The 24,423-nt window shown below is 71.7% G+C and carries 28 protein-coding genes; 12 read left to right on the top strand and 16 right to left on the bottom strand.

What is annotated here, in order from left to right; translation table 11 throughout:
• Nucleotides 1-68: 68 nt before the first annotated feature.
• The 4 genes from ACFW22_RS15505 to ACFW22_RS15490 form a co-directional block, all read right to left on the bottom strand.
• The gene (locus ACFW22_RS15505; protein ID WP_386403722.1) at nucleotides 69-404 is read right to left on the bottom strand and encodes a Rieske 2Fe-2S domain-containing protein; all 336 of its coding nucleotides are present in this window, start codon (nucleotides 402-404) and stop codon (nucleotides 69-71) included.
• A complete protein-coding gene (locus tag ACFW22_RS15500; protein ID WP_386403719.1) occupies nucleotides 392-1,813 on the bottom strand; it encodes an iron-containing redox enzyme family protein in 1,422 nt (473 codons plus the stop codon). The genes ACFW22_RS15505 and ACFW22_RS15500 overlap by 13 nt, the downstream gene beginning before the upstream one ends.
• 85 nt (nucleotides 1,814-1,898) lie before the next feature.
• Nucleotides 1,899-2,936 (bottom strand): 50S ribosomal protein L11 methyltransferase, encoded by a 1,038-nt coding sequence (locus ACFW22_RS15495; protein WP_386403716.1) that lies wholly within the window; start codon nucleotides 2,934-2,936, stop codon nucleotides 1,899-1,901.
• 254 nt (nucleotides 2,937-3,190) lie between these two features.
• Complete coding sequence (locus ACFW22_RS15490; protein WP_386403713.1) at nucleotides 3,191-4,348, bottom strand: transposase; 1,158 nt, start codon at nucleotides 4,346-4,348, stop codon at nucleotides 3,191-3,193.
• A 268-nt stretch (nucleotides 4,349-4,616) separates the two neighbouring features.
• On the opposite strand from ACFW22_RS15490, the gene ACFW22_RS15485 reads away from it, so the two are divergent.
• The 6 genes from ACFW22_RS15485 to ACFW22_RS15460 all read left to right on the top strand — a co-directional run bounded on the left by ACFW22_RS15485 (nucleotide 4,617) and on the right by ACFW22_RS15460 (nucleotide 10,704).
• Nucleotides 4,617-6,101 (top strand): amidase, encoded by a 1,485-nt coding sequence (locus tag ACFW22_RS15485; RefSeq protein ID WP_386403710.1) that lies wholly within the window; start codon nucleotides 4,617-4,619, stop codon nucleotides 6,099-6,101.
• Between the two features lie 103 nt (nucleotides 6,102-6,204).
• The gene (locus tag ACFW22_RS15480; protein WP_386403707.1) at nucleotides 6,205-7,734 is read left to right on the top strand and encodes an MFS transporter; all 1,530 of its coding nucleotides are present in this window, start codon (nucleotides 6,205-6,207) and stop codon (nucleotides 7,732-7,734) included.
• 70 nt (nucleotides 7,735-7,804) lie between these two features.
• Nucleotides 7,805-8,476, top strand: coding sequence for an HAD family hydrolase (locus ACFW22_RS15475; RefSeq protein ID WP_386403704.1), 672 nt, complete (start codon nucleotides 7,805-7,807; stop codon nucleotides 8,474-8,476).
• Between the two features lie 90 nt (nucleotides 8,477-8,566).
• A complete protein-coding gene (locus ACFW22_RS15470; RefSeq protein WP_386403701.1) occupies nucleotides 8,567-9,793 on the top strand; it encodes a glycosyltransferase in 1,227 nt (408 codons plus the stop codon).
• Between the two features lie 65 nt (nucleotides 9,794-9,858).
• On the top strand, nucleotides 9,859-10,371 hold the full coding sequence (locus tag ACFW22_RS15465) for a methylated-DNA--[protein]-cysteine S-methyltransferase (RefSeq protein WP_386403698.1): 513 nt from the start codon (nucleotides 9,859-9,861) through the stop codon (nucleotides 10,369-10,371).
• Between the two features lie 126 nt (nucleotides 10,372-10,497).
• Entirely contained in the window at nucleotides 10,498-10,704 is a 207-nt protein-coding gene (locus ACFW22_RS15460) for a hypothetical protein (RefSeq protein WP_386403695.1), read from the top strand.
• Nucleotides 10,705-10,750: 46 nt separating this feature from the next.
• On the opposite strand, the gene ACFW22_RS15455 is transcribed toward ACFW22_RS15460, so the two are convergent.
• Nucleotides 10,751-10,975, bottom strand: a complete 225-nt coding sequence (locus ACFW22_RS15455) for a hypothetical protein (RefSeq protein WP_386403692.1) — start codon at nucleotides 10,973-10,975, stop codon at nucleotides 10,751-10,753.
• Between the two features lie 371 nt (nucleotides 10,976-11,346).
• Between ACFW22_RS15455 and ACFW22_RS15450 the strand changes: the two genes are divergently transcribed.
• Nucleotides 11,347-11,694 carry a VOC family protein gene (locus tag ACFW22_RS15450; RefSeq protein WP_386403689.1) on the top strand — a complete coding sequence of 116 codons (348 nt, stop codon included), beginning with the start codon at nucleotides 11,347-11,349 and terminating at the stop codon, nucleotides 11,692-11,694.
• Between the two features lie 43 nt (nucleotides 11,695-11,737).
• Here ACFW22_RS15450 and ACFW22_RS15445 read toward each other — a convergent pair whose 3' ends face one another.
• A complete protein-coding gene (locus ACFW22_RS15445) occupies nucleotides 11,738-12,565 on the bottom strand; it encodes a DUF2182 domain-containing protein (RefSeq protein ID WP_386403686.1) in 828 nt (275 codons plus the stop codon).
• Between the two features lie 224 nt (nucleotides 12,566-12,789).
• Between ACFW22_RS15445 and ACFW22_RS15440 the strand changes: the two genes are divergently transcribed.
• The gene (locus tag ACFW22_RS15440) at nucleotides 12,790-13,443 is read left to right on the top strand and encodes a DUF1326 domain-containing protein (RefSeq protein WP_386403683.1); all 654 of its coding nucleotides are present in this window, start codon (nucleotides 12,790-12,792) and stop codon (nucleotides 13,441-13,443) included.
• Nucleotides 13,444-13,663: 220 nt separating this feature from the next.
• On the opposite strand, the gene ACFW22_RS15435 is transcribed toward ACFW22_RS15440, so the two are convergent.
• A complete protein-coding gene (locus ACFW22_RS15435; RefSeq protein WP_386403680.1) occupies nucleotides 13,664-14,488 on the bottom strand; it encodes an alpha/beta fold hydrolase in 825 nt (274 codons plus the stop codon).
• Nucleotides 14,489-14,784: 296 nt separating this feature from the next.
• On the opposite strand from ACFW22_RS15435, the gene ACFW22_RS15430 reads away from it, so the two are divergent.
• Nucleotides 14,785-15,954: a right-handed parallel beta-helix repeat-containing protein gene (locus tag ACFW22_RS15430; RefSeq protein WP_386403677.1), complete on the top strand. Its 1,170-nt coding sequence runs from the start codon at nucleotides 14,785-14,787 to the stop codon at nucleotides 15,952-15,954.
• Nucleotides 15,955-16,102: 148 nt separating this feature from the next.
• Here the strand turns inward: ACFW22_RS15430 and ACFW22_RS15425 are convergent, their stop codons facing one another.
• The 6 genes from ACFW22_RS15425 to ACFW22_RS15400 form a co-directional block, all read right to left on the bottom strand.
• Nucleotides 16,103-16,816, bottom strand: a complete 714-nt coding sequence (locus ACFW22_RS15425) for a DUF6230 family protein (protein WP_386403674.1) — start codon at nucleotides 16,814-16,816, stop codon at nucleotides 16,103-16,105.
• Complete coding sequence (locus tag ACFW22_RS15420) at nucleotides 16,813-17,394, bottom strand: hypothetical protein (protein WP_386403671.1); 582 nt, start codon at nucleotides 17,392-17,394, stop codon at nucleotides 16,813-16,815. The genes ACFW22_RS15425 and ACFW22_RS15420 overlap by 4 nt, the downstream gene beginning before the upstream one ends.
• Nucleotides 17,395-17,432: 38 nt before the next feature.
• Nucleotides 17,433-17,819 carry a DUF6114 domain-containing protein gene (locus ACFW22_RS15415; RefSeq protein WP_386403668.1) on the bottom strand — a complete coding sequence of 129 codons (387 nt, stop codon included), beginning with the start codon at nucleotides 17,817-17,819 and terminating at the stop codon, nucleotides 17,433-17,435.
• Nucleotides 17,813-18,616 (bottom strand): DUF6230 family protein, encoded by an 804-nt coding sequence (locus ACFW22_RS15410; protein WP_386403665.1) that lies wholly within the window; start codon nucleotides 18,614-18,616, stop codon nucleotides 17,813-17,815. The genes ACFW22_RS15415 and ACFW22_RS15410 overlap by 7 nt, the downstream gene beginning before the upstream one ends.
• Nucleotides 18,613-19,089: a DUF6114 domain-containing protein gene (locus ACFW22_RS15405; protein ID WP_386403662.1), complete on the bottom strand. Its 477-nt coding sequence runs from the start codon at nucleotides 19,087-19,089 to the stop codon at nucleotides 18,613-18,615. The genes ACFW22_RS15410 and ACFW22_RS15405 overlap by 4 nt, the downstream gene beginning before the upstream one ends.
• Nucleotides 19,090-19,191: 102 nt before the next feature.
• The gene (locus ACFW22_RS15400) at nucleotides 19,192-19,878 is read right to left on the bottom strand and encodes a DUF6230 family protein (protein WP_386403659.1); all 687 of its coding nucleotides are present in this window, start codon (nucleotides 19,876-19,878) and stop codon (nucleotides 19,192-19,194) included.
• 191 nt (nucleotides 19,879-20,069) lie between these two features.
• Between ACFW22_RS15400 and ACFW22_RS15395 the strand changes: the two genes are divergently transcribed.
• Complete coding sequence (locus tag ACFW22_RS15395; RefSeq protein ID WP_386403656.1) at nucleotides 20,070-20,696, top strand: TetR family transcriptional regulator; 627 nt, start codon at nucleotides 20,070-20,072, stop codon at nucleotides 20,694-20,696.
• Nucleotides 20,697-20,699: 3 nt separating this feature from the next.
• Here ACFW22_RS15395 and lepB read toward each other — a convergent pair whose 3' ends face one another.
• Together lepB and ACFW22_RS15385 are read right to left on the bottom strand one after the other, a co-directional pair.
• On the bottom strand, nucleotides 20,700-21,308 hold the full coding sequence (lepB, locus tag ACFW22_RS15390) for a signal peptidase I (RefSeq protein WP_386403653.1): 609 nt from the start codon (nucleotides 21,306-21,308) through the stop codon (nucleotides 20,700-20,702).
• A 103-nt stretch (nucleotides 21,309-21,411) separates the two neighbouring features.
• A complete protein-coding gene (locus ACFW22_RS15385; protein ID WP_386403651.1) occupies nucleotides 21,412-22,497 on the bottom strand; it encodes an AraC family transcriptional regulator in 1,086 nt (361 codons plus the stop codon).
• A 205-nt stretch (nucleotides 22,498-22,702) separates the two neighbouring features.
• Between ACFW22_RS15385 and ACFW22_RS15380 the strand changes: the two genes are divergently transcribed.
• Nucleotides 22,703-23,104: a Rieske (2Fe-2S) protein gene (locus ACFW22_RS15380; protein ID WP_386403648.1), complete on the top strand. Its 402-nt coding sequence runs from the start codon at nucleotides 22,703-22,705 to the stop codon at nucleotides 23,102-23,104.
• Here the strand turns inward: ACFW22_RS15380 and ACFW22_RS15375 are convergent.
• A complete protein-coding gene (locus ACFW22_RS15375; protein ID WP_386403645.1) occupies nucleotides 23,091-23,771 on the bottom strand; it encodes a cysteine hydrolase in 681 nt (226 codons plus the stop codon). The two genes, ACFW22_RS15380 and ACFW22_RS15375, sit on opposite strands and share 14 nt — an antisense overlap.
• 76 nt (nucleotides 23,772-23,847) lie before the next feature.
• Here ACFW22_RS15375 and ACFW22_RS15370 point away from each other — a divergent pair, with 76 nt between their 5' ends.
• Nucleotides 23,848-24,315, top strand: coding sequence for a pyridoxamine 5'-phosphate oxidase family protein (locus ACFW22_RS15370; RefSeq protein WP_386403642.1), 468 nt, complete (start codon nucleotides 23,848-23,850; stop codon nucleotides 24,313-24,315).
• Nucleotides 24,316-24,423 lie beyond the last annotated feature (108 nt).

The following is a 24,423-nucleotide window of genomic DNA, read 5'->3' as shown; positions in this document are numbered from 1 at the left end:
CTGGCTCGGGTTCCCGGTTTCTTGGGTTCCCGGGGGCGGCTCAGGAGGGCCGCCCCCGGGAGGGTCGCTCACGTCCCGGCGTCGAGTTCCGGGGACACCGGAAGATGGCCGAGTTCCACCGGCGCGTCCACCGGACCTCGTACCACCGCGGTCACGGTGTCGCCCGAGCGGACGGCCGGAACGCGGCGGCTCAACCGGGCGAGGGAGACGGTCTGTTCGTGCCACGGGCACACGAGCCGCCGCCCGGTCGCGTCGACCGAGGCGAGGTTGAGCGGGCCGCCCCGGTGCGGGCAGGAGGCCGGCAGCACCGCCCCGCCCGCCTCGGTGCGGATGTAGACATAGGGCAGGCCCGCGACGCGGACGCAGTTCTCCGCGCCGCTGACCTTGAACGTCACGACAGGCATGCGCGGTGGTCCCCGACCGAGAAGATCTGGTACACGCACTCGTCGGACTCGATGATCGCGCCGTGCAGACGGTTGCTCTGGATCACGGTGCCCTCACCGGCTTCCAGGATCCGGTACGAGTTGAAGCCGCTGACGAACCTCATCGTGCCGCTCACGATGTGGCAGAGCTCGTCGCCCTCGTGGCTGTGGGTGTTGGACAGTTCGCCGTACGGCTCCACGATGTCGGCGACCGGCGGCGTCACCCGGCCCTCCTGGATCGCCGCGTACACCGGGTCGTGTAGCTCCTTGTAACGGTCGGCGTCGTCCATCCACGCGATCTGCGTGGCGAAGTCTTCGTCCGCGATGGCGCTGAGGAGCCGGAACTCCTCGATGCCGCGCACGATCTCCGGGATGATCTGCTCCCCGTGACGCTCGATCAGCGGCTTCACCAGCTTGTCCAGTGCCATGCGGCCGTGGTGCTGGTCGATGTGGACGTGCTCGGTGAAGTACCGGACGTCCGCGGCACCGTCGAAGACGTCCGTCAGGAGGCCCTCCGCACGCCGGCAGAAATCGACGAGGGTGCTTTCCGTGTAGTAGAGCGCGCCGATGTAGCGGAAGAAATGTTCGTGGTTCTTTCCCAGGTAGTGGAAGTAGTTGTTCAACGCCAGGCTCGACACGAGGTAGTACTGCCAGTACCGGTGGACGTCGGAGCCGAGATCGACGGATTCGAGGGTGGCCTCGAAAAGGGTGCTGTGCTTCGTGTCGTGCACACCGTACCCGTACTCGTCGAGCAGGATCTTGAACCATTCCGACTGTTCGGGACCGTAATACCCAAGCACATTGCGCGCCATCGGGGAGGCCTCGGAGAGGAAGTCCGGGGCAAACTGGATCAGCCACATGCGGGCGGCCCGCTGCCGGTCCGAGGAATCGCGGATCGCCTTCTCGGCCGGGGACGCCTCGCCCTCGGCATAGACGTCCAGGTCCTCCAGGTAGGCCAGCAGGCGCTCGGTGGTCCACTCGCCGGACACCTCGACCTCCTCGTCGAGGAAACCGAAGGCGAAACGTTCCAGCGCGGGACGGATGAGCTCGCCGCGGGCGCGGTTGCCAGGGCTGTAGTAGTGGCGGAAGTCCTCGGACAGCTCGCCCAGGCCGGCCTTCGGGAAGAAGACGAGATCGGCCTCGTAGATGCTGGTGAGCAGGCGCTGCGCGGCCAGGCTGCTGTACTCCAGGATCCGGTCGCGGCCCGGCACCCGGTCGAAGTCCAGGTACGGGAGGACCTGCGGGCGCAACTGCCTGCGATAGGGGTTGTCGGAGTTCTCCCACTCCTCGTTGTCCGTGTACACCGGGTTGGCGGCGTAGGCCAGGATCGCCTCGCGCAGGGCGTCCCCGCTCAACTCGAACGGCTCGTACGGGACACGGGTGTGCGACATGTGCGGGACTGCCTTCCACTGATCGGTGGGGTTCGTGGAGCAAAGGGGCGGGGTCGGGATCGGTGCCCGTACCGGGGAGGGGCGGTCAGGCCAGGGAGAGACGGGTCTCGCTCCAGACGAGGTCGAGCTCGACCGTCGTGCCGGCCTCCGCCTCGACGGGCTCGGCGAGTGGGATCAGCGCCTGCATCCAGTGGGAGCCGATGTTCTCCGGCGAGTTGCGGAGCACGACACCGCCGCCGAGCTCCATCTCGAACCACACGACCAGGGCGTGCACGGTCCCGGATTCGCGCACCGGCAGGACGAGCTTGCGCTCGCCGGGGCCGAGTGGGTCCACGGCGAAGTCGAAGGAGACCAGCTCCGCCGGGTCGGAGAGCGTCCGGTGCGGCCAGGTGTGCAGCCGGATCGGGAAGTGGCCGGGGGTGGAGAAGGCGTTGAGCCGCGAGACGTCGAAGCCGCCCGCCCGGCTGACCCGGTTGAGGTTCACCGCGTTCTCGCTCTGCAGCAACATGCCGAGGAGGCGCGCCCGCTCCGGGAGCATGACCCCGTCGGTGGCGAGGAGTTCGCGGCGGGCGTGCCGGATCGTGGGAAGGATGCCTTCGCCGATGAGCCCGCAGTCCACGATCTCGGAGATCACCGCGTCCACCCGGCGGGGCAGCTCGCGGCCGACCACGAGCTCGTCGGAGCGGCAGGCGAGGATCGTGATCTGGTCGGCGAAGCCCTCGGCCGCGACGACCTGTCGGGCGACCTCGACCATCAGCGGGTTCGCCTCGCAGCTGTAGACGTGGGCGGCGCCGGCCCGTATCGCCATCATGGCGAGCAGGCCGGTGCCGGCGCCGATGTCGAGGACCGTGCCCCCCTGGGGCACGACCCGCTCCAGTGCGGTGGCGAGGGCGTCGTTGCGCTCGTGGTCGTTGAGCATGGCGAAGTGCCAACGGGGCACCGCTTCGCGGGCGAACTCCCGGAAGGCCGGGATCTCCATCGACAGGCCGTCCGGCTCGGCCAGGACCCTCTCGGTCGCCTCGGCGACCCGGCTCAACTCCTGGGCCCTGGCACGCAGTCCCGCCAGGACCACGCGGGCCTCTCCCTCGTCCGTCAGGCTTGTGACACTCGTCAATTGGGGCATGTCGCTTCGCAGACTCCTGGTAGGAATGGCTTTTCTGACACGCTTGCGAGAGCACCGGGGCGGGAGTCTGCTTCAGTGATCTGATCCAGGACCGCGCCCGGCTGAAATTGAGTCACCGGTATCGAATGAATTTCGCGAGAACAAAAAGAGAAGGCCGGAGGTCGCGCATATTCCGATACATTATTCGCTCTCCGGCCCTTCGATTAGAGCATCGCCCCCGTCGGGGCGGCAAGCACGCTCCGAAGGAGCGGTACTTACAGGGGGGTGGAGGCCGTCGCATTTCGCTCCACCCTGAGCGCGGCGGCCGTCATCGCCAGGGTGGTGTGCCGGTACCAGGCAACCCAGGTGCGCACCTGATGGCTGCTCAACCCCGCCCGGGTGTCCGCCTCGTGGACGGCGAGCCCGGCCGCGGCGCCCGCGGTGGCCATGGCCCGGGCGGCCGGCAGGTCGGGGGTCGTGGCCGGCGCGTGCAGCAGGAAGCGCGAAACATGCCCCGAGGGCAGACGACGGGCCAGCAGGGTCAGCCGGAATCCCGGCGCCGGATGCCCGTACACGGAGCCGAGGCCCCGCCCGAGCAGCTGCCAGGTCGCCTCTCGGCCCGCGTCCCCCCGTGGGGTCACCGGGTCCGGCTCCGCGGCCGACGGGTGCGGCAGTTGGGGAAGTTCGACGCAGAACGGCAGTCTCAGGTGGCACATCCACCGGCGTAACCGGGGGTCGGCGAAGTCGGGGCCGCCGAAGACCGCGCCGACGGGCACCCCGCCCTCGAGCGCGCGCTCCAGCATCTCCCGCCCCAGATCGGCCATGTTCCGGGGCCGCACCCGCTCCGGCGGCACGCCCGCCCGGGCACAGCGCCGCGGGTCGGAGACCCACTGGGGCGGCAGGTGCAGTTCCCGGTCGATCAGCGCGCCCCTGTCCCGGGACACGTAACAGAGCAGCGCCGCAACCTGGGTGTGGCGGTCTCGTCCGGCAACACGGGAGACGGCCTGGGGCGACGCGGGGGACGGGGCCGGGGCCCTTGGCGGGGCCGTTGCGGGTGCCGGCGAGGCGGGGGCCACCGCCACCGCGCCCGTGCCGGCTCGCGCCGTCTCGTGCCGGCGCAGCACCAGACAGGGGTTCGATGCTCCGAGCAGGGGGACGACATGCTCCCGGACGCTGTCGCGGAGCCGGTCGGCGTCCCACACCGCGCGCGTGAGGAGCCGTTGTGTGCTCCAGGCGCTGTCGGCGCCCGCCTGAGCGGCGATCTCGGCGGCGCTGCCCCGGGTGGGGTCGGCGAGGAGGGCGCGAACGTAGGCGAGGGCGCGGTCCCTCGGCTCGGCACGGGTGAAGTGACCGCCGAGGAGTCTCAGCAAATCCGGGCGCGGCCCGGCGAGGTCGTCGGTGCGGGTGAGCGGGGGACGGGGGGTGACGACCATGAGCCTGTCTCCAATAGGTCTAGACCTGTAGGGCTCCGGCGTGAGACTAACCGAGACCGCGGCAGAGCGGAAAGCCTTGATCAGGTAAGGCGGTTGGGGTACGCGCGCGTGACGCGAGGGGGAGGCGTACCGCCACCGTGAAACCCCGTTCGCGGACTGCGAATCCCCTCCGCCTGCCCGCAACCGGACCGGCGCGGGCGGTGTTTCCCCTCTCATCCGGCTCGATGACGACATCCGACCGACCCGACGAACCGATGCGAGGCCCGAGATGAGCGAAACCACCCAGCTGAGCGCCATTCGGCTCGCCGAGGCGATCCGCAGGCGCGAGATCTCCCCGGTCGAGGCGGTCCAGGCGGCCCTGGACCGGATCGAGAAGACCAACCCCGCGGTCAACGCCTTCGTGACCGTCTGCGGCGAGCACGCCCTCGAACGGGCCGCGGCCGCCGAGCGCGCCGTCGTCGACGGCGCCGAACTCGGCCCGCTGCACGGCGTTCCGATCGGCGTGAAGGACCTGGACCCGGTGGCCGGGGTCCGGATGGCCCGCGGCTCCCTCGTCTTCGCCGAGGACGTGCCGCAGGAGACGATCAGCTGCGTCGAACGGCTCGAAGAGGCCGGCGCGATCGTCGTGGGCAAGACCAACACCCCCGAGTTCGGCTTCAAGGCCACCACCGACAGCGCCCTGTTCGGCCCGGCCTCCACGCCCTTCAACCGGGCCATGAACGCCGGTGGTTCGTCCGGCGGCAGCGCCGCCGCCGTCGCCGCCGGCATGGTCCCGCTCGCCCAGGGCTCGGACGCCGGGGGCTCCCTGCGCGTGCCCGCGGCCTTCTGCGGCGTCTTCACCCTGATGCCGACCTTCGGCCGGGTCCCCGTCCCCGCCAAGCCGAACGCGTTTCGCCGGTTCAACCCGATGGTCTGTTACGCGCCCCTCGCCAGGACCGTCGCCGACGCGGCCCTCGGCGTGGACCTGATGTCCGGAGCACACCCGTACGATCCGTACAGCTTCCCGTCCCCCGACAAGCTCGTCGACGAGCTCCACGGCGACCTGACCGGACTCCGTGTCGCCTACAGCCCCGACCTCGGCGGATACCCCGTCGAGCCGGAGGTCGAGGCGGTCGTACGGGCCGCGCTGCCCGCCCTGCGCGAGGCCGGCGCCCTCGTCGAGGAGGTCGACTTCCGGCTGCCCCTGCCGCACGCGGAACTCACCGCGATGTGGCGCCGCTACCTGTCCGTCGCCCACGCCGAGTCCGCCGCGATCTCCCGCGACAACGGCATCGACCTGCTCGGCGACTACGCGGGCTCCATCGACCAGGGGTACCTCGACTCGGTCGGCGTCGGCGACGCCCTGAGCGCCGTCGACTTCCGGCTCGCGGACCTTGACAGGACCCGCGTGCTGTACGCCTTCGAGGACCTCTTCGACCGGTACGACCTCGTGGTCAGCCCGGTGAACACGATCGCCGGAATCCCCAACTCCGCCGGGCGCGACACCGTCGGCCCCACAGTCGTCGAGGGCCAGTCGGTCGACCCGTACGTCGGCTGGTCCATGACCAGCCCGTACAACCTCTTCGGCAGCCCCGCCGCCTCGGTGCCCGTCGGCCGTGCCCGCAACGGCGTGCCCGTCGGCCTCCAGGTCGCCGCCCGCCGACGCGGCGACGGCCTCGTCGTCCGCGCAGCCGCCGCGCTGGAGAACCGGCTCCCCTGGGCCTCCGCCTACCAGGAGCTCGACCTCGACACCGGGCACGCCACCGGCTCCTGATTCGGACCGCCCGCCGGCCGGGCCGGTCGCAACCCGACCGGCCCGGTCGGTGTTCCCAGAGACGTACCGACCTCCCCGGCGGGGAGGGCAGAGGGGAGACACCGTGCAAGCCACCACCGCGGGACGAGCGGGAACGGGCGGCATCGCGCTGCTGGTCCTGCTGATCGGCCAGGCGATGGCCAACATCGACCTGGCGATCGTCAACCTCGCAGCGCCCGCCGTCAGCGCCGACCTCGACGTGAGCAGCTCCGAGCTCACGCTGATGGTCACGTCGTACGCGCTCTGCTCCGCCGTGCTCATCGCCCCCGCCGCCCGGCTCGGCGAGCGGCACGGCGTGCGCCGGGTGTACTTGTGGGGCCTCGCCCTGTTCACCCTCGCGTCGCTCGCCTGCGGTCTCGCCACCGGCTCCATCGCCCTCATAGCCGGGCGGTGCCTGCAAGGCGCGGCGACCTCCCTGATGACCACCCAGGTCCTGGTCGGCATCCACCGCTGGTTCACCGGGGCCACCCGCGCCCGCGCGCTCGGATGGAACGCCGTCACGCTGTCCGGCGGGGCCGCGCTGGGCCAGGTCCTCGGCGGGACGCTCGTCTCCGCCGACCTCTTCGGCACCGGCTGGCGGGCCGTCTTCCTGCTCAACGTACCCATCGGCGGTCTGGTCCTGCTGCTCGGCCTCGCGCTCCTCCCGGACGACCGGCCGATCGACGCGGAGGGCGGTGCGGGTGCTGGTGCACGTGCCGGCGGTGCCCGCGGCCAGAACGACGTCCCCGGAACCGTGCTGCTCGCCGCCGCCACCCTCGCCGTCCTCATCCCCCTCAGCGTGGACGGACCGGCCTGGCTCTGGATCCTGCTCGCCGCCGCCGTCCCGCTCGCGGCTCTCCTGGCACGCACCGAGCGGGGGGTCATCGCCCGCGGCGGCAAACCCGCGCTCGACCTTCGCCCGCTCAGCGCCCCGACCGTCCGCTGGGCCCTCAGCGCCTACGCCGGCACGACGCTGACCTACATCGCCATGCTCTACCTGCTCTCCCTCCACCTCCAGGAGCAGCTGAGACTCCCGGCCTGGCAGGCCGGCCTGGTGCCGCTCGGCTGGGTCCTCGCCTTCGGCCTCGCGGGACCGGTCCTGGGCCGTTCACCGCAGTCCGTCGCCCGTCTGCTCCCCGTCGTCGGCTGCGTCCTGCTCACCGCCGCGTACGGGCTCGCGCCCGTCGTCCCCACCGGGTCCGGCACCGGCATCTGGCCGCTCACCGCCGTCCTGTGCGTCGGCGGCTTCGGCCTCGGCCTGACCCACACCTCCCTGCTCAACCTGCTCACGGTCGCCGTCCCGCCGCGCTTCGCCGCGACGCTGAGCGGCACGGTAAACACCCTGTCCACGGTCGTCGGCGTCACCGGCGTCGCCCTGTTCGGCGCGGCCTACCCGTGGCTCGGTCGCAGTGACTGGGCCGGACCCACCACCGCCTGGGCCCTGACCTGCGCGGGACTCGCCCTGGTCAGCGCCCTCTGCGCGGTCGCGGCACTGCGCGCGGTGACCACCGCACCCGACTCGACGGAGAGCCCGGCTCAGGCCGGTGCAACCGATGCACCCGCGCCGGTGTTCACCACCAAGGAGGGCGGCCCGGGCAGCCCCACCGACGGCTGACACTTCGCCCTCCACGCAGGGCGAAAGACGTACGACGCACCACGGACGAACCACGAAGGGCACCCCTCCCATGACCGAGACCGAGTTCCACACCCTCCAGGCCAAGGCCGCGCTGTTCGACCTCGACGGCACCCTCGTCGCCACCGAGCACCGCAGCCGCGCCGCCTGGACACGTCTCTTCACCAGCCACGGTCTGCCCTGTGACGACGCACTCCTCGCCACCTTCGTCGGACGGCGCGGCCAGGAGGCCCTCGCCGACCACGTCCACCGCTTCCCCGGCCACACCGTCGACGAACTCTTCGACGAGGCCTGCGGCTACCTGATGGGCCCGGACAGCCCGCCGCCGTTCGCCGTGCCCGGCGCCGCCGAGCTCCTCGCCGACCTGCACGACCGGGGCGTCCCGCTGGCCGTCGTCACCTCCGGCCTGCGCGCCCACGCCACCGAGCTCCTGGAGCACGTCGGTGGCGCCGGTCTCTTCCAGGTCATCGTCACCGCCGAGGACGTCAACGTCGGCAAGCCCGACCCTCAGGGCTACCGCGCCGCCTGCGAGGCCCTCGGAGTCCACCCCGCCGACGGCCTCGCCTTCGAGGACGCCCCGGCCGGCATTCGGGCCGCGCAGTCCGCCGGGCTGCGGTGCGTCGGCCTCACCACTACCCACGCCGAGGCCGACCTCGCCCACGCCGACCTGGTGCTGCCTGACCTGACCGGACTGCGCTGGGCCCGGACCGCCGACGGCGTCTGACCGCCCACCCGGGCCACGCCCGTACGGGTCCCGGCCCGCGACCTCACCCGCACCCGCACACCCGCCCGATACCGCTGGGGAGACGACACCATGTCCGCCGCCCGTCCGTCCGATCCCGCCGCGCTGGCCGCCGCTGCCACCAGCAGCCTGGTCCTGGTCCACGACCCGGTCTCCCGCACAGTCGCCCCCGACTACTGGGACTGGGCCGCCGACGCCCACCAAACCACCGCGAACGCGGTCACGGCCCTCGCCGACGACCGGACAAGGGCCGCGGCCGACCGTCTGGCCGCCAACCCCGTCGACGGCAGAGCCGCCGGGGAGCTCACCGCCGCGCTCACCGAACTCCTGCGCCGCCCCGAGGGCGAGGATGAGGCGGTCGACGCCCTGCGCGCCGGCGCCGCCCGCACCGAGTCCCTCTCGCGGCTTCTCCTCCAGCCCGGTGCGCCCGACCGACCCGCGCCGACCGCCGAGGCCCCGGACACCGCCGGCCTGCTCGCCGCCCTCACGCACAAGCCGCACGGCGGTACGCACCCGGTGGACGCCGCGATCGTCATCCCGTTCCGCGCGCCGGACGACGCCACGGGCCGCGTCCGCAATCTGGCGGCCGTGCTCAACGCACTCGCCGACCAGTCCCACCCCCGCGACCGCTACCGGGTCGTCGTGGTGGAGAGCGACGAACTGCCCCGCTGGCGCGAGGTGTTCGCCGACGCCTGCGACACGTACGTGTTCGCACCCGACCCGGGACGGTTCAACAAGTCCTGGACGGTGAACGTCGGCGTGGTGCACGGCGCCCGCCCCGCCGAGCTCGTCTGTGTCCTGGACGGAGACATCCTCGTCGACCGGGACTTCGTCAGCCGCGCCGTCGAACGGTTCCAGCAGCCGGGCACGCAGGCGCACTGGCCGTTCGAGGACATGCTCTTCCTCGACCCCGCCTCCAGCGTCGAGGCCGTGCGGGCGAGATGCCTCGATGCCGCTCCCGACCCCGGCCAGGACCGGCTGCGCGGAGTCCATCTGCGCCGGCCGCCGGGCGGTTGCGTCTGGCTGCGCGAGGACCTGTTCACCCGTATCGGCGGCATGGACGAGCGGTTCTGCGGGTGGGGCGGCGAGGACCAGGACTTCGTGTGGCGCGCCGAGCGCTACGGCCCGATGGACCGCCACCGCGACCCGATCGTCCACCTCCACCACGACCGCGCCGCCCACCGCGGCAACGACGGCGTCCCCTTCTACGAGGAGGTGGAGCGCGCCGGATTCTGCAGCTGGCCCTGCGACTCCGACTTCGGCCGCCTCGACAAGAACGCCCCCGTCGCGACCCCCTAGGCTCTACCGACGCGATCCGACGCGACGCGATCCATCCCCCGCACCGACCCGAGGACCGGCCCACCATGGACGTCAGACACACCGTCATCCCCACGGACCTCGGCCCCGTCACCGTCGTGGCACGCGACCAGGCCCTCGTCGGCCTGTACTTCGCCGAGCACACCCGCCGCCCCGCCGAGGAGGCCTTCGGCCCCCGGGTCGGCTCCGACGAGGACCCCCTCCTGGCCGAGGCGGCCCGGCAGCTCCACGACTACCTCGCCGGAGACCGCCTCGACTTCGACCTGCCGCTCCTACCTGCCGGGGACGGCTTCCAGCACGCCGTGTGGAAGCTCGTCGCCGCCGTCCCGCGCGGCGAGACCACCACGTACGGGGCCATCGCCCGCGACCTGGGTGACCCGAAGCTCGCCCAGCGCGTCGGCCAGGCCGTCGGTGCCAACCCGCTCTGCGTGTACGTGCCCTGCCATCGGGTCGTCGGCGCGGACGGCTCCCTCACGGGGTACGCGGGCGGGCTCGCCCGTAAGCGGGCCCTGCTCGACCTGGAGGAACCGACCGCGGAGGACGCCTCCCGCCTCTTCTGACGGTCCTCAGCCCAAGGAATTCGACCCCGACGCGGTACTGCAGCGCGCGCCGGACCGCCGGGCCTGCCTCGTGGTGAACGCGGGGAGCTGTCTCCCCGCAACCCAGAGGTGGCCCGCCAGGTGGAGGTGAGCTGGAGCGTCGTGGAGACGGCACTGGTCTCCTCCCTGCTACGGGCCCAGGTCCAGGGGGAACTGGCCGTCGACAAGGACCCGCACGAGATCGCCCAGTTGCTGCTCGTGGTGATGCAGGGCATGCGGGTGGTCGCACGGGCCGCACCGGAAGCCGGACGGCTGCGAGCCGCCGCCAAGCTCGCGCTGGCTTCACTGGACTGATCGGTCCGACGCCCCTGTCGACGACCCGCTGTGCCGCGCGGGACGTTCAGTCCTGGACCCGGTAGAGGCTCAGGTGGGGATTGACGAACAACTGCACGTACCCGCACGACCAGCAGATCAGCCCGGTGGCCGACTCGTTCGCCCAGGCGAGGTTGAAGAACTCCATCCCGGTGCTGTTGAGCTTCACCTCACGCTCCCGGAAGACGTCTCCCCCACACGTCGGGCAGTGGATCGTCCGCTCGCCTATCCGCGCGTGCACGTGCTTGGCCACGCCTCCCCCTCACTGTCTTGTGAACCGGGCAGCAGATGCGTCCGCGGCCTGTCATCGCCACATCCTGGCACGGTCGGGACCGCCGGATCATTGCCGGGGCCCGGCAGACTTGGTGGGCCTCCCGTGCCGGTTCGCGCTCGGCTTCCCAGCGGATGGGGCCGACGCGCACGGGATCGTCCCGCCCTGCCGACCGTCAGCGGGCGGTCCCGTCGTAGCAGGCACAGACAGCGCCAGCCGCGCCGGCGCGGAGGGACGGGCCCGCATCCGACGGACGCGGCCGGAGGTCCGTCGCGAAAGCACGTGCGGCGGCGCGGGTGGCGTAGTACTCCTGGGAGTTCACAGACCCGCCCCTTCACACGTGGAGTCGCCCGATGTCCGTTCGTCGCGTCGTACCCAACGTCCGGTCCGAGGTTGCGCAGGAGAGCCGGGATTTCTACGGCCTGCTCGGCTTCGAGCAGGTCATGGACCACGGCTGGATCATGACGCTCGCCTCCCCGTCCAACCCGGCGGCGCAGATCAGTTTCACGGCCGGTGACAAGACGGCGCCGCTCACCCCGGACATGAGCGTGGAGGTGGACGACGTGGATGCGGCCTACGCGGTCATGCAGGAGCACGGCGCGGAGATCGTCCATCCCCTGCAGGACGAGGAGTGGGGGGTGCGTCGGTTCTTCGTCCGCGACCCCAACGGCCGTGTGGTCAACGTGCTGGGGCACCGCTGACGCCCTCTCCGGCCCCGAGGGCGGGCCGGAGGACGTTACGGGGTCAGCCCATCATCTTCATGTCCGTGTCCGAAGGGCTCAGACCGGGCACCAGCACCCCCGGGAAGAGGCCCAGGGCCGTCACGACGGCCAGGGCCACGAACACCACGCCGACCGCGGTGGCGAAGACGGTTCCGAGCCGCCAGAGCTTCTCCACGAAGATGACCACCGAGACCGCCGCCATCGCCGCTATGTTCATCGAACCGAGCGGCACCAGCACGATCATCAGACCCCAGCAGCAGCCCACGCAGTACAGCCCGTGGTGCATCCCCACCCGCAGGTCCCGCGCCCGGGGCCGATAGGCCGCGTACCGCATCAGCTGCCCCAGGGGGCTGCGGCAGTGACGCAGGCAGAGGTCCTTGAGGGGGCTGAACTGCTGGAGTCCGGCAAGGAGGAAGGCCGTTGCGCCGATCCACCGCCCTGCGGTCGGGTGCCCGGTGACCAGTTCTCCGGTCAGTGCCAGGATGCCGTAGACGAGCAGGCCGAAGAGCGTCCAGGCAAGGACGTAACCACCGGCGAACTCGGCGGTGCGGACCGCGCGCACGTATCCCGAGGACTGGCGGCCGATCGACCGGACCCAGGTCACCGCCACCGGGGCCACGGACGGGAACATCATGGCGGCCATCATCACCGCCCACAGCAGCAGGAAGAAGGGCAGCGCCATCCCCATCGTCCCCGCCCCGGTGCCCATGTCGCCGGCCTGTGCGACGATCACGAGCCAGCAGAGCAGGGCGATCAGACCCATCAACGACCAGGCGACGACGAGCTTGCGGGCCGGGAGCAGGTTTCCGGAGCCGAGGGGAGGGACGGTGCTGGCCGTGTCGCGCGTCATGGTTCCAGCGCAGCACTCCGGCGGCCCGGACGCACGCCGAGGACCGGACCGACGGCGGAGTGCGATCACCGGGCTGACCGACGAGAATGGAACCGTACGGCCCGGTGTGCCGAGTGCGCGGTGAGGCTCGGGCTTTCGTGGACCTCGTGTCTCCTCCGCTCCCGTGGCATGCGGTCGACCCCTGCACGGGCGTGTGCGGCTGCCGGGCACAAGGAGGTAGCGACATGACCGGGACGGCAGCAACGATCCCTTCGTGGCACGTGTCCGGAGACTGGTTCGACACCTGTAGGTGTGACGTCCCTTGCCCGTGCTCGTTCGCCCAACCCCCCACGTACGGGGAGTGCGACGGCGTCCTGGCGTGGCACGTCCGTGAGGGCCGTTACGGAGACGTGCGCCTGGACGGCCTCAACGTACTCATGGTGGCCTCGTTCGTCGGCAACATCTGGGCCGAGCACTCCGATGCCTACGGGGCGGTCTTCCTCGACGAACGGGCCGACGACGGACAGCGCGAAGCCCTTCAGATGATCTTCGGCGGGCAGGCGGGCAGTTGGCCGCAGCAGATGTTCACCATGTTCGCGGGCGAGATGAAGGGCATGGACGTGGCCTCCATCGCGTTCGAGGTGGACGACGACCTCGGCAGTTGGCGGGTCTCCGTCCCCGACAAGGTGGAGGCGGGCGCCACCGCCCTCACCGGACCGACCACCCCCGAGGGTGCACGCGTGCAGACGACGAACCTGCCGGGTTCCGAGACGGGCCCCGGTCAGGTGGCGACCTGGGGGCGTTCCACGGCCGACCGCGTGGACGCCTTCGGCTTCCGGTGGAGTCGCGAGGGCCAGTCGAGCAAGCACATCCCGTTCGACTGGAGCGGCCCCGACTGATCGGGGCGACCTGATCCGGTCAGCCCGATGTCCCGTCAGCCCGATCCGGCCGGCCGGGCCAGGCCGACCTGGCCCGGCCGACCTGGCCCGGTCGGCCTGGAAGGCCGTCTCGGCACTGCACAGGGGCACCGAAGCGGGAGGACTTCGAGGGAGCGGCAGCGCGAGCGGCAGGAGTCGGTGCGGACCGGTGCCGGTGAGGTCTTCTGGGCGGCGCGGCCTTCTAGGCGGCAGGGGCCCGCTGTTCCAGGAAGCCGCTCACGAGGTCGACGTACGCCGTCGGGTGACTGATGTGCGGGATGTGCCCGGCCCCGGTGAAGACGTAGCCCCGGGCACCGGGCAGTGTCTCGGTCAGCCGGTCGACGATGGCGCCGAAGAAGGGCGGGCTCTCCGTTCCCCGGGTGAGCAGCACGGGTCCGGCATGGGCGTGCAGCCGCTCCAGGTCGACGGCGGCCCAGTCCGGGTCCGCTTGTTCGTCGAGGAAGGTCGGGGCGTTGGTGAGGAAGGTCTCGCGCAGTCGCTGCGGGATCTGGTCCCACATGCCCGGCCCGAAGGCCACCTCTTCCACGAACCGTCGTGCCCCCGCGGCGTAGTCGCCTTTCCGCAGGAGGTCGAGGACTCCGCCGATCCGTTCTCCGGCAGCGGCCATCATCGCCTGGAGTTCCGGAACCTCGGGGACGACCTCCAGGAGCGGCGGCTCGTGGACGACGATGAGGCGGAAGAGCCGTGGTCGCCGGGCGGCGAGTCCGATGACCACGGAGGCGCCGAACGAACTGCCCACGACGTGGGCCGGGGCGACCCCCAGGGCTTCCAGCAGCGCGGCGAGGTCCTCTTCGTCTTCGTACCGCGAGCCCGGACCCTCGGTACGGTCGCTCTGGCTGTGGCCGCGCCGGTCGTAGGCGAGCACCCGGTGGGTCGACGCCAGCCCCTGGACGACCGGGTCCCAGTTGTGGTGGTCACCCCAGGAGCCGTGGACCAGCACGAGCGGCTCTCCCCCGCCGACTTCCCGGTAGAACAGTCCTGCTCCGTTGACGTTGACCTTGGGCATGGCTCACCGTCCGGGTCCATGGGGTTCGCATCGCCCCTCGCCTTCCAGCCAACGCCTCCGGGGGCACCCGCACAAGCGTTACGGACCGGTAGTAGGCGGGGAGCGTGTGCCCGCCGGTGCGCGCCCCTCACGTCCCACAGCCCCGTTCGGGCGTCGTCACGCATGCGGTGCACGGCGTGACCGGGCGTGAATTTCACGGGAACCGTGCCCTTCGGCCCTCCAGCGGCAACTAAGCAGCAGGGGAACGTGACTCGGCCGCCCCCCTCGGCCGAAGAAACCACGAAGGACTACACGACGTGCGTACGACCACAGGACGCCACCGCAGGACCCGCGCGCTTCCGGCCGGACTGGCCGTCGCCCTGGCTGCCGGGAGTGCGGGCACCTATCTGGCCTCCGTGCACGACGGCGCGGACGCGGCGACCGCCGGCCCGGTCGTGGTGTCCACGACCGCGGCGCTGGAGAAGGCCTTCGCCGAGGCGGGCCCGGGAACGACGATCCAGTTGCGGGCCGGCACCTACCGGCCGACGAAAACCCTGAAGAGTCAGGCGGACGGCACCTCGACCCGGCGCATCACCGTCAGCGCCTACGGCACGGAAAAGGCGGTCGTCGACGGCTCGAAGCTACCGAAGGGACAGTGGCTGGTCGCCATCGGCGGGGACCACTGGACCTTGTCGAACCTGACCTTCCGGAACTCGCCCGCACAAGGCGTGGTGGTGACCTCCTCCACCGGAGGCGTCTTCAAGAACCTGGTCACGCACGACAACGGCGACTCGGGCTTCACCCTGCGCGGAGACGACACCAACGACAACCTGATCGAGAACCTGGACTCCTACCGCAACTACGACCCGGCACACCACGGCCAGAACGCGGACGGCCTGGCCATCAAGTTCGGCTCGGGCGGCAACAACAAGGTCGTCGCCGCACGGCTCTTCGACAACGCCGACGACGGCCTGGACCTGTGGCAGTGGGCGAGCCCCGTCCGCATCGAGCGGACCTGGGCCTACGGCAACGGCGTGAACCGGTGGAAGGACCCCGCCTTCGAGGGCAACGGCAACGGGTTCAAGCTCGGCGGAGGCGGCGCGAGCGCGGCGCACGTCGTCACCGGCAACGCCGCATGGCACAACACCGCGCACGGCTTCACGGAGAACAGCAACCCGGGCGCACTGCGACTGCACGCCAACACCGCCTACGCCAACGGCGCTGACGGCTACTTCTTCTTGACCTCACCCTCGCGCCTCTCCAGGAACCTCGCCGTGCACAACACCCGCGCCACCGCCAAGACGGGCAGCCGCGTCGTGAGCGCCGCGAACACCTGGGACACGGACCCCGAGGGCGTTCACTCCGCCGCGCTGCTGCGCAGCACCGACCCCAGCAGCGCGTACGGGCCGCGCCGTGCGGACGGTTCGCTGCCCGAGACCCGGTTCCTCACCACCGGCACCACGGCCATCGGCGCCGCCATGAAGTAGCCCCACGATCCACGGCCCTGTCCGGCAGCCCCGCTGCCCGACTGCCCGACTGCCCGACTGCCCCGGAGCTTCCGGGGCGGCCGGACCCGAGCGGAACGCGGACGGCGGGGACGGCGGGCCCCGAGCGGCCGGACGGGCGTGCCGGCGCTCAGGGCGTGCCGGGCGTCCCGGTGGGCGCCGGCGGAGCCGGGCAGGCGACCGTGCCGGGGCGGACGGAGAGCGAGAGCTTCGGGGTCGTGAGGAGCCCCGGGAGTTGGAAGTCCTGGGCGGTGCCGACGATCCGGTCGAACTTGGCGTAGCGCGCCTGGATGCCGAAACGGTGCTGCGGGCTGTTCAACGGGTTGACCACGTAGGCGCCGCTGGCGTCCTTGACCGTCTTGACGTCGGCTCCGTTGGTGTTGAGGTCGACGATCCCGTCCATGTCGAGGACGCCGGTGGCGTTGCGCAGGTCGAGCACGGTGTTCTTCGTCCGGATCTCCCAGGAGCCCGGGTCGTCGTCGCCGAGGATGAGCAGCAGGGTGTACGTGGCTCCCGCGATCTGTTGCTGCTGGCTCAGACAGAGTCCGTTGATCACTCCGTCCGCGAAGCCCATGCGGAGCAGCCGTTCGGTTCCGGTGGAGCCGTCGGGCCGCACGACGGTCTGGTCGACGACGGCGGCCCCGTACTGCGTTCCGTAGAGGCTGCTGGTGGTGAAGTCGACGGGCCGGTCCTGGATCCGGAGGTCGACGGCCAGGGCCCCGGTGGCCATGGCGGAGCCGATGCCGCCCGCCGCGAGGAGGGCGGGCACGGCGACCGCGAGGGACCGGCGCCAGTGGGTGCGCCCCTCCGGGCGGGCGTCTCCGGACGGTGCGGGCGGGTTCATGGGGTGGTCACCGTGATGGTTCCGGGGAGGTGGACGGGGTTGTCGGTGGATTCGAGGGCCGCGTGGTCGTCGACCGTGCGGATGGCGTAGATGTCGCCGACGAAGTCCTCGGCACCGGCGGTCAGCGGGATGAGGGAGCCGAAGAAGTCGAGCAGCCCCTGCACCCCGCAGATCTTGACCAGGACGCGGACGCAGACGTTGCTGATGTTGCCCCACATGGTGGTGGTCTCGGCCTTTCCGGCGCTGTCGTAGCCGCCGAGCGAGCCCTCCCCCGGCACGTCGATGGTGACGGTGTGCCCGGACGCCCGCTGGACCACCTTCATGTGCGAGCGGATCTTCAGCTTGGTGAAGGTGTATTGGGTGGTGGTGCGCGTGGAGCCGTCGGAGAGCCGGATGGTGACGTTCTTGTCGACGGTCATCGAGACGGCGACCATGCTGTCGATGGTGACGTGCAGGGGGTCAGGGCTGGGCAGGAAGGGCACTCCCAGCGGCTCGACCTGCGCGGTCGCGCCGGAGGCGCTGCTCGGTTGTCCGGACCAGACGGCCGTGACCACCGCGAGGAGCAGGGCCGCCGCCACGGCGAGGGCCCTGGGCCGTGTCCCTGGGCCCCGGGGCCTCATCCTTCCACCGCCTGCCGTCGGGGGCGCTTGACGCCCCAGCCGACCATCATGGAACCGCCGAGCACGCCGAGCGCCATGCCGAGCAGGAAGCCGCCCAGGTTGGAGACGACGAGCGAGACGACCGCGAGGACGGCGCCGATGAGCCCGAAGGTGTACCGCTGGGCGGGCAGTGCCAGCGGAACGAGTCCGCACAGGATCATCCCGCCGCCGACGAGGTAACCGGCCACTCCTCCGAAGCCGGTGCTCACGATCAACTGCAACGAGCTGAGCGAGAACTTGAGGACGGTCCAACCACCGGCGACCAGCCACACTCCGCCCCAGAAGGGTCGGGTGCGGCGGAACGCCCGGAACCAGGCGCGCACGGCCTTCGCCCGGCTCAGCATGCGGTTGCCGTTCCCGCGACGACCCTGATCTTCAGGTTGGGCAACACGAGCGCTCCGGCCATCTCGGCGTCGTAGGCGGTGGCGTTGAGGCCGTGCAGCCGGATGGAGCTGCCGCCCTCGCCGCCGGCCGAGCCGAGGCCGAAGCCTCCGGGCAGCGCGCCGGTGAGCGGCTTGCCGGCGACGGTGACCTGGTCGGCGGACTGGCCGAGCACCGCGTTCTGGAGGGTGGTGGGGCCGTACGCCTGGAGTTCGGTGGCCTGGATGTAGAGGTTCGAGGCGTCGATGTCGGTCGTGAAGGCGGCGGGCGGGGTCGCGGCCACTTCCTGGCCGCCCGTCAGGAGCAGCGAGTAGGGGACTCCGGCGATCGTCTGGTGGACGATGCCGCAGAGTCCGGCGAGTCCGGCGCTGGCGAAACCGACGCGCGCCATGGCGGTGTCCGTGGTGCTGGTGCCGTCCGGGCGCCCGACGGCAGGGGTGTTGACGACGGCACCGAAGCCGCTGCCCTCGACCCCGTTGGAGGTGAGGGTGAAGGGCTGTCCGGTGACGCTGAAGTTGGCGGCGAGCGCACCTTGGGCGAGTGCGGCGCCGAGGGCGCCGACGGCGAGGGCCGAGGGGACGAAGGCGAGTGCGCCGCGCCGCCAGCGGGTGCCGCGGCGGGTGCCGTCGGCGGCCTCGGCGAGCATGCGGGCGTTCCAATCGGCGAGGGCACGGCTGCTGTGGGCGTGTGCCTTCACGAGGGACGGACCGAGGCGGCGGGCGCCGGGGAGGAGGCCGGGGCCGGAGGGGAAGCGGTTCATGCCGATCCGCTCCCCGTGGGCAGGGGGGTCTCGACGGCCCGGGTGCGGCGTGCGGAGCGCCGCCGCTTGGTGGGCTTCTCCGGCAGCCAGGCGAAGGCCATGGAGCCGCCGAGGACGGAGAGGACCATGCCGACGAAGAGTCCACCGAGGTTGGACAGCGGGAAGGAGGCGACTCCGGTGATCACCGCGATCACGCCCGCGGTGTGGCGCTGGCCGGGAAGCAGCAGGATGAGCAGGGCCATCGCCATCAGGACGACGCCGCCCGCCATGCCCGCGATGCCGCCGATGCCGACCTGGAGGATCTTGCCGAGGGGCGCCAGGGGCAGGAAGAGGATGACGAAGCCGCCGAGTCCGGTCCAGACGGCCGCCCAGAACGGCCGGGTGCGGCGCCAGTGGCGGAACGCGCGGCGGGCACGGAGCGTACGGCCCCGAGTGGGCCCTTCGGTCGGTTCGGGCGGCGGTTCGATGGTCATGGGGGCCTCGCAGCGGTGGGTCGGGGCGGAAGGGGCGGGGCTCCGTGCCGTACGGGCGGCGCGGAGTCCCGCCTGGCGTGCCGGTGGTGCGGGACGTGCGGGTCAGGCTCCGCAGGTCTTGTCGCCGTGGGCGATTCCGATCGCGAGGTCCGGCAGGGTGATCGCGCCGGCGATCGTGGCGCCGTTGGCGTCGGCGTTGAGGTTCTTGATGTCGGTCCGGCCGCCGGTGGCGTCCAGGCCGAACTGACCCGGGGTGCCGTCGGTGATGCCGGTCGCCTTGATCCCGTCGCCGTCGGCAGCCGCGCCGATGACGTTCGGGGTCGTGTCGCTGGCGTTCAGCGTGGCCGTGGCCGCCTTGAGGGACTGGGCGTCGAGGACGAGCTTGTTCGCCTGGAGTCCGGCGCCCGCGACCAGTTCGTCGCTGGTGAGCGGGGTCGCGGCCGCGGGCGAGGAGATGTTGAGCGACCAGGTGCCGAGGCTGCCGATCACCGGGAGGTTGACCGACTGGACGGCGTGCACGCAGATGCCGTCGAGGCCCGCCTTGGCGATGCCGACCTCGGCGGCGCCGGTGGCTCCTCCCGCGTCGATGGTGTGCATGACGGCACCGATGCCCTGCGGCGCGGCCACGGTCTTGGAGCTGAGCGTGAAGGGGACGCTCGTGAGCGAGAGGTTCGCCGCGAGCGCGCCCTGCACCATCGCCGTGGCCATGGCGGCGATGGCCGCGGTTGCGGGCACGGCGAGGAAGGCCGACCTGCGCCAGCGGGTGACGCCTCTGGTCTCGTGCTGCATGTGATCTCCAACCGTCGTCCCGCACGTCTCGCGCGGGTTGGGGATGTGAGCGCAGCCGGTGCGTCCCGCGGCCGGGGGCCGGAGAGCGGCTACATTTCGCGGCTGCCTGTTCGAGAATTGGACACTCTTGCTGAGAGTGTCAACACTTCTGACAATTCCAGGGAGAATTCCCGCTGGACTAGTCTTGGCCGATGCCACGGTTCAGGGAGACGGTTCGAACACTGCTGCGCGAGCGGCTTCTCGACGCCGCGTACGAGGCGGTCGCCGACCGCGGTTTCGACAAGCTGCGCATGGCACACCTGGCCGGCGCGGTGGGCGTCAGTCGGCAGACGCTCTACTCGGAGTTCCCCTCCAAGGAGGCCGTGGGCGAAGCCCTCTTCCAGCGCGAACTGGAGCGCTGCCTGGTCGGCATCCAGCAAGGTCTGGACGCCCACCGGGACGACCTGCGCGCAGCCGTCGAGGCCGCCGTCCGCTTCACGCTCACGCTGGCCGGACGGAACCCGCTGATCAAGGCCATGTTGACCAGCACCGGCGAGAACGGACTCCTCTCCTACCTGACGACCCGGTCCGCGGCGGCCTTCGAGACGGCGACGGCCATGACCGACGCGTACGTGACGGAGGTCTGGCCCGCGATCGACCCGGTGGCCCGCGAACTGGCCGTCGACGCTGCGGTCCGCCTGACCGCCAGTCACATCGTGCAGGCCGCCTCCTCGCCCGAGGAGTCGGCCCGTCGCATCGCCGACACCGTGGTCAGGGTCGCCCTGAGCACGGGCCTGGAGCGGATGCCCGAACGGGGAGCGCCCCGGAGCGCTCCCTGAAGCTCAGGGGACCGGCCCCCGGTACTCCTCCAGAACCGGCCGGTTGTCGATGCCGGGTGACGAGGAGACGGGGAAGGCCCGCAGACCGACCCGGCCCTCGACCCGGCCGAGCTCGCCCCAGCCGTAGGCCCGCGAGTCGTCCGACAGATCGGGGTTGTCCCCCAGGTAGAAGAAGGCGCCTTCGGGCACGGTCCGCAGACCGGGTCGCGCCGACCGGGTGCCGTCGGGCCCGCAGCACGCGCTCGTGCGGTGTGCCTGCGCCGCCCACTGGGGCGCCACCACCCGGTACACGGGCCCCCGTCCGCGCTCCTGGAGGAGGACCTGGAAGGGCTGGTCCGGGGTGGAGACGATCGCGACCCGGTCACCGGGCAGCGCGATCACCCGTTTCACCAGGAGCGCGTCCTTCCCGGTCGTCCGCAGCAGCACGACGTCGAAGCGGTGCGCCTCTCCCGCCGAACCCGGGGAGACGAGGATCCGGTCCCCCTGGTGGAGGGTGGGCGCCATGCTGGTCCCGTCGACCCGGACGCCGAGCGCCGTGACGACGACCCAGACGAGGAGGCAGAGCAGGACGCCGGTCCCGAGGACGGCACCAGCCGCCCGGCGCGGGTTCACCGGGGTCGGGGGCGACCCGGCGGCGGTGCGGCGCCGAGCCGTTCGATGGTGGTCATGCCGGGACGGTAGGACGGGGGGTGGGCGGCGACCGTGACCGTACCGCTCAGGGTTGTTGACCGCCGGGGCACCCGGACGGGCCGGCCGCCCCCTTGGGACGGGCCTGGTAGGCCCGGGGGGTCTCACCGGTCCAGCGTCTGAACGCCCGGTGGAAGGCACTCGGTTCGGAGAAGCCCAACTGCCGCGAGAGCCGCTCGATCGAGATCCGCCCCCCGGCCAGTTCGGCCATCGCGTGGTCGCGCCGCACTTGGTCGCGGAGCCGCTGGTACGTCGTCCCCTCGGCGGCCAGCCGGCGCCGCAGGGTCTGCGGGCTGAAGGAGAGCCGGTCGGCGAGCTGCTCGGGCGTCGGCACCGGCCCGGCGGGCAACGCCCGGCCGATCAGGTGCCGCACCCGCCCGGCCGTCGTGGTGCCGTAGTCGGCACAGACCAGCACGTCGGCCGGGGCGCGACGGAGGAAGGCCTTCAGTGCGGCCGCGTCCCGCAGCACGGGCTCGTCGAGATCCGCCCGGTCGAAGACGGCCACCGTCCGTTCGGCGCCGAAGACGCAGGGCGCCCCGAAGAGCAGCGGGTACTCATGGGCGTGCCGGGGCTCGGAGTGGACGAACTCGATCCGCCGCAGACCGATGCGACGCCGGACCAGCCAGCCGGCGAAGCGGTGGGCCACCAGGACGGTGGACTCGGCACCGAAGTGGACGGGGTCGTCGTACCCGGAGACGTCGAACTCCAGCCCGGCTTCGTCGAGTCCGCCCGCGCCGGGTTCCAGGAGTCGGAAGCGCGGCCCTGAGGGAAACAGGGAGTAGAAGGTCTGGGCACGACGGAGCGCCTCGCGCAGGTCCCGGCTGCCGTGGACGACGACATGGGCCATCATCGCGAAGGTGCCGACTTTGCTGGGGGCGCCGCCGAAACCGATCAACTCGTCGTCCAGCGCGACCCACAGCATCCTGACGAGCCGCCCGAACCGCTCCGCCGGAACCCTGGCCCGGGGTTCCTCCAGGAGCTCGGCGGACAGTCCGGCACGGGCGAGGAGCGGCCCGGGGGCCACCCCGTGCCGTTCGGCGCCGAGCAGCACGGCCCGCACGTGATGGGAGCTGACGCCCGTCCGCGCCGGGATGCGCATGGTCTCCGTCGACATCCGCGCCACCTCCGTTCCGGCCTCACCCGACCCCGGACGCACCGGAGCTAGACACTTTCACTAAAGGCTGTCCAGGTTCCGACACTCTACTAAGAACTGTAAGGCTGCCGAAGTGCGCAACCTGTGAACGGGACACAGCTCACAGCCGTACCGTCGAATGCCGGCACACCAGTGATCGAGCAGGTCGAGCGAAGAGGGACAGCACATGAGCGGAGTGGCACGCCGGACGGTGGTCGCGGCAGCGGGCGGCGCGGGCCTGACGGCGGCGCTCGCCGCCTGCGGGGGCGGCGCGGACGACACCAAGAACACCGAGCAGGACGGCAGCGCGCTCGCACGGACCGGGGACATCCCGGTGGGCGGCGGCAAGGTCCTCGCCGACAAGGGCCTGGTCATCACCCAGCCCGTGGCCGGCGAGTTCAAGGCCTTCTCCTCGAAGTGCACCCACCAGGGCTGCGCCGTGAGCAGCGTCAAGGACGGCGTCATCGTCTGCCCGTGCCACCAGAGCATGTTCGACGTGTCGGACGGCAGCGTGAAGTCCGGCCCGGCGACCGCGCCGCTGCCACCGGAGCCGATCCAGGTGGTGGGCGGGGAGATCAGCCGCGGCTGACGGAACTCCCCGAACGCCCGGAAGCCCCCGGGGACTTCCAGCACCCCAGGACCTCGTCGGTGGCGGTGACCGTGGCGACGAGCGCCAAGGTGTGTCGGATCATGGCACGGGTGTAGTCGGCCGGCACGCCCGCGATGGCGTCCGCCGGCACGACGACCGTGTACCCGAGGTTCACCGCGTCGAAGACGGCATTGGGCACGGCCACGTTGGCGGAGACCCCGGTCACGATCAGCGTGCGACAGCCGAGGTTGCGCAACAACGGATCGACATCGGTGCCGGCGAGCGGCGAAAGGCCGTGCAGCCGCCGGACCACCAGGTCCTCCTCGGCGACCGGTATGGGCTCGGCGATCCGTACGGCCGTGCTGCCGCTGTACTGCTGCACGGGCAGCCGGGCGGCGGCGGCGAAGAGCCGGGCGTTGGTGTTGGCGCCCCGCCCGTCCGGCCGCCGTTCGGCGACGGCGTGGATCACCTGGACGTCAACCGCGTGCGCAGCCGCGACCAGCCGGGCGACGTTCTGCAGGGCGCCCGACGCACGTGCGACGGCGGCCAGTTCGGGCAGGGCACCGTGGGGACCGACGACGCCCTGCTGGCATTCGACGGTGAGCAGGACGACTCCGCCGCCCGGACGGACCTGCTCCCCGAGCCGTTCTCTCGCACTCTGCCCCATGGCCTCCCCTTGCACCCGCACGCATGACCCTCCATGCTTTCTGACGTTTCATCAGAAAGCTAGAAGGGTGCGGACGATGACTGTTGCACAGCGCCGTGGCCGCCGGATCATGATGACCCCGGCAGAGGTCGACTCCTTCCTCACCGAGCAGCGCACGTGCCGGGTCGCGACCGTCGCCGCCGACGGCCGCCCGCATGTGAGCGCGCTCTGGTTCGCCTGGGACGGACGCTCGCTGTGGCTGTACTCCCTGACCCGGAGCCGTCGCTGGGCAGAACTCCGCACCGACCCGAGGATCGCCGTTGTGGTGGACGACGGCGAGGAGTACGGAGAGTTGCGCGGCGTCGAGCTGTCGGGCACGGCCGTCTTCGTCGGCGAGGCGCCGCGGACCGGTGCCCCGTGCCCCGAGCTCGACCTGGCCGAGCAGCTCTTCGCCACCAAGAACTTCGGCCTGGACGCCATGCCGCACGACGGCCGGCACGCCTGGTTGCGGCTGACCCCGGATGCCGTCGCCTCCTGGGACTTCCGCAAACTCGCCGCCCTCTGACCGGTGGGGCATCCACCGCGACGGGACTCCTCCGCCCCAGGCGGCACCGGCCCGACCGCCCCCGCTCCCCCCTTCCGCTCCCGTACGGCTACCGCCGGTGGTGTGCAG

This window comes from Streptomyces sp. NPDC058872, assembly GCF_042743065.1.
In the GTDB taxonomy this organism is placed as follows: domain Bacteria; phylum Actinomycetota; class Actinomycetes; order Streptomycetales; family Streptomycetaceae; genus Streptomyces.
Note: the sequence above shows the minus strand (reverse complement) of the source record. Positions and strands in the feature narration are given on the sequence as shown.

What these genes read in the sequence shown, in the direction of transcription:
- ACFW22_RS15475 (WP_386403704.1), top strand. Translation starts at nt 7,805, where the DNA reads ATGACCGAGACCGAGTTCCACACCCTCCAGGCCAAGGCCGCGCTGTTC.
- ACFW22_RS15485 (WP_386403710.1), top strand. Translation starts at nt 4,617, where the DNA reads ATGAGCGAAACCACCCAGCTGAGCGCCATTCGGCTCGCCGAGGCGATC.
- ACFW22_RS15440 (WP_386403683.1), top strand. Translation starts at nt 12,790, where the DNA reads ATGACCGGGACGGCAGCAACGATCCCTTCGTGGCACGTGTCCGGAGAC.
- ACFW22_RS15450 (WP_386403689.1), top strand. Translation starts at nt 11,347, where the DNA reads ATGTCCGTTCGTCGCGTCGTACCCAACGTCCGGTCCGAGGTTGCGCAG.
- ACFW22_RS15410 (WP_386403665.1), bottom strand. Translation starts at nt 18,616, where the DNA reads ATGAACCGCTTCCCCTCCGGCCCCGGCCTCCTCCCCGGCGCCCGCCGC.
- ACFW22_RS15505 (WP_386403722.1), bottom strand. Translation starts at nt 404, where the DNA reads ATGCCTGTCGTGACGTTCAAGGTCAGCGGCGCGGAGAACTGCGTCCGC.
- ACFW22_RS15405 (WP_386403662.1), bottom strand. Translation starts at nt 19,089, where the DNA reads ATGACCATCGAACCGCCGCCCGAACCGACCGAAGGGCCCACTCGGGGC.
- ACFW22_RS15435 (WP_386403680.1), bottom strand. Translation starts at nt 14,488, where the DNA reads ATGCCCAAGGTCAACGTCAACGGAGCAGGACTGTTCTACCGGGAAGTC.
- ACFW22_RS15375 (WP_386403645.1), bottom strand. Translation starts at nt 23,771, where the DNA reads ATGGGGCAGAGTGCGAGAGAACGGCTCGGGGAGCAGGTCCGTCCGGGC.
- ACFW22_RS15470 (WP_386403701.1), top strand. Translation starts at nt 8,567, where the DNA reads ATGTCCGCCGCCCGTCCGTCCGATCCCGCCGCGCTGGCCGCCGCTGCC.
- ACFW22_RS15415 (WP_386403668.1), bottom strand. Translation starts at nt 17,819, where the DNA reads ATGCTGAGCCGGGCGAAGGCCGTGCGCGCCTGGTTCCGGGCGTTCCGC.
- ACFW22_RS15370 (WP_386403642.1), top strand. Translation starts at nt 23,848, where the DNA reads ATGACTGTTGCACAGCGCCGTGGCCGCCGGATCATGATGACCCCGGCA.
- ACFW22_RS15445 (WP_386403686.1), bottom strand. Translation starts at nt 12,565, where the DNA reads ATGACGCGCGACACGGCCAGCACCGTCCCTCCCCTCGGCTCCGGAAAC.
- ACFW22_RS15400 (WP_386403659.1), bottom strand. Translation starts at nt 19,878, where the DNA reads ATGCAGCACGAGACCAGAGGCGTCACCCGCTGGCGCAGGTCGGCCTTC.
- ACFW22_RS15490 (WP_386403713.1), bottom strand. Translation starts at nt 4,348, where the DNA reads ATGGTCGTCACCCCCCGTCCCCCGCTCACCCGCACCGACGACCTCGCC.
- ACFW22_RS15500 (WP_386403719.1), bottom strand. Translation starts at nt 1,813, where the DNA reads ATGTCGCACACCCGTGTCCCGTACGAGCCGTTCGAGTTGAGCGGGGAC.
- ACFW22_RS15465 (WP_386403698.1), top strand. Translation starts at nt 9,859, where the DNA reads ATGGACGTCAGACACACCGTCATCCCCACGGACCTCGGCCCCGTCACC.
- ACFW22_RS15385 (WP_386403651.1), bottom strand. Translation starts at nt 22,497, where the DNA reads ATGTCGACGGAGACCATGCGCATCCCGGCGCGGACGGGCGTCAGCTCC.
- ACFW22_RS15495 (WP_386403716.1), bottom strand. Translation starts at nt 2,936, where the DNA reads ATGCCCCAATTGACGAGTGTCACAAGCCTGACGGACGAGGGAGAGGCC.
- ACFW22_RS15425 (WP_386403674.1), bottom strand. Translation starts at nt 16,816, where the DNA reads ATGAACCCGCCCGCACCGTCCGGAGACGCCCGCCCGGAGGGGCGCACC.
- ACFW22_RS15380 (WP_386403648.1), top strand. Translation starts at nt 22,703, where the DNA reads ATGAGCGGAGTGGCACGCCGGACGGTGGTCGCGGCAGCGGGCGGCGCG.
- ACFW22_RS15395 (WP_386403656.1), top strand. Translation starts at nt 20,070, where the DNA reads ATGCCACGGTTCAGGGAGACGGTTCGAACACTGCTGCGCGAGCGGCTT.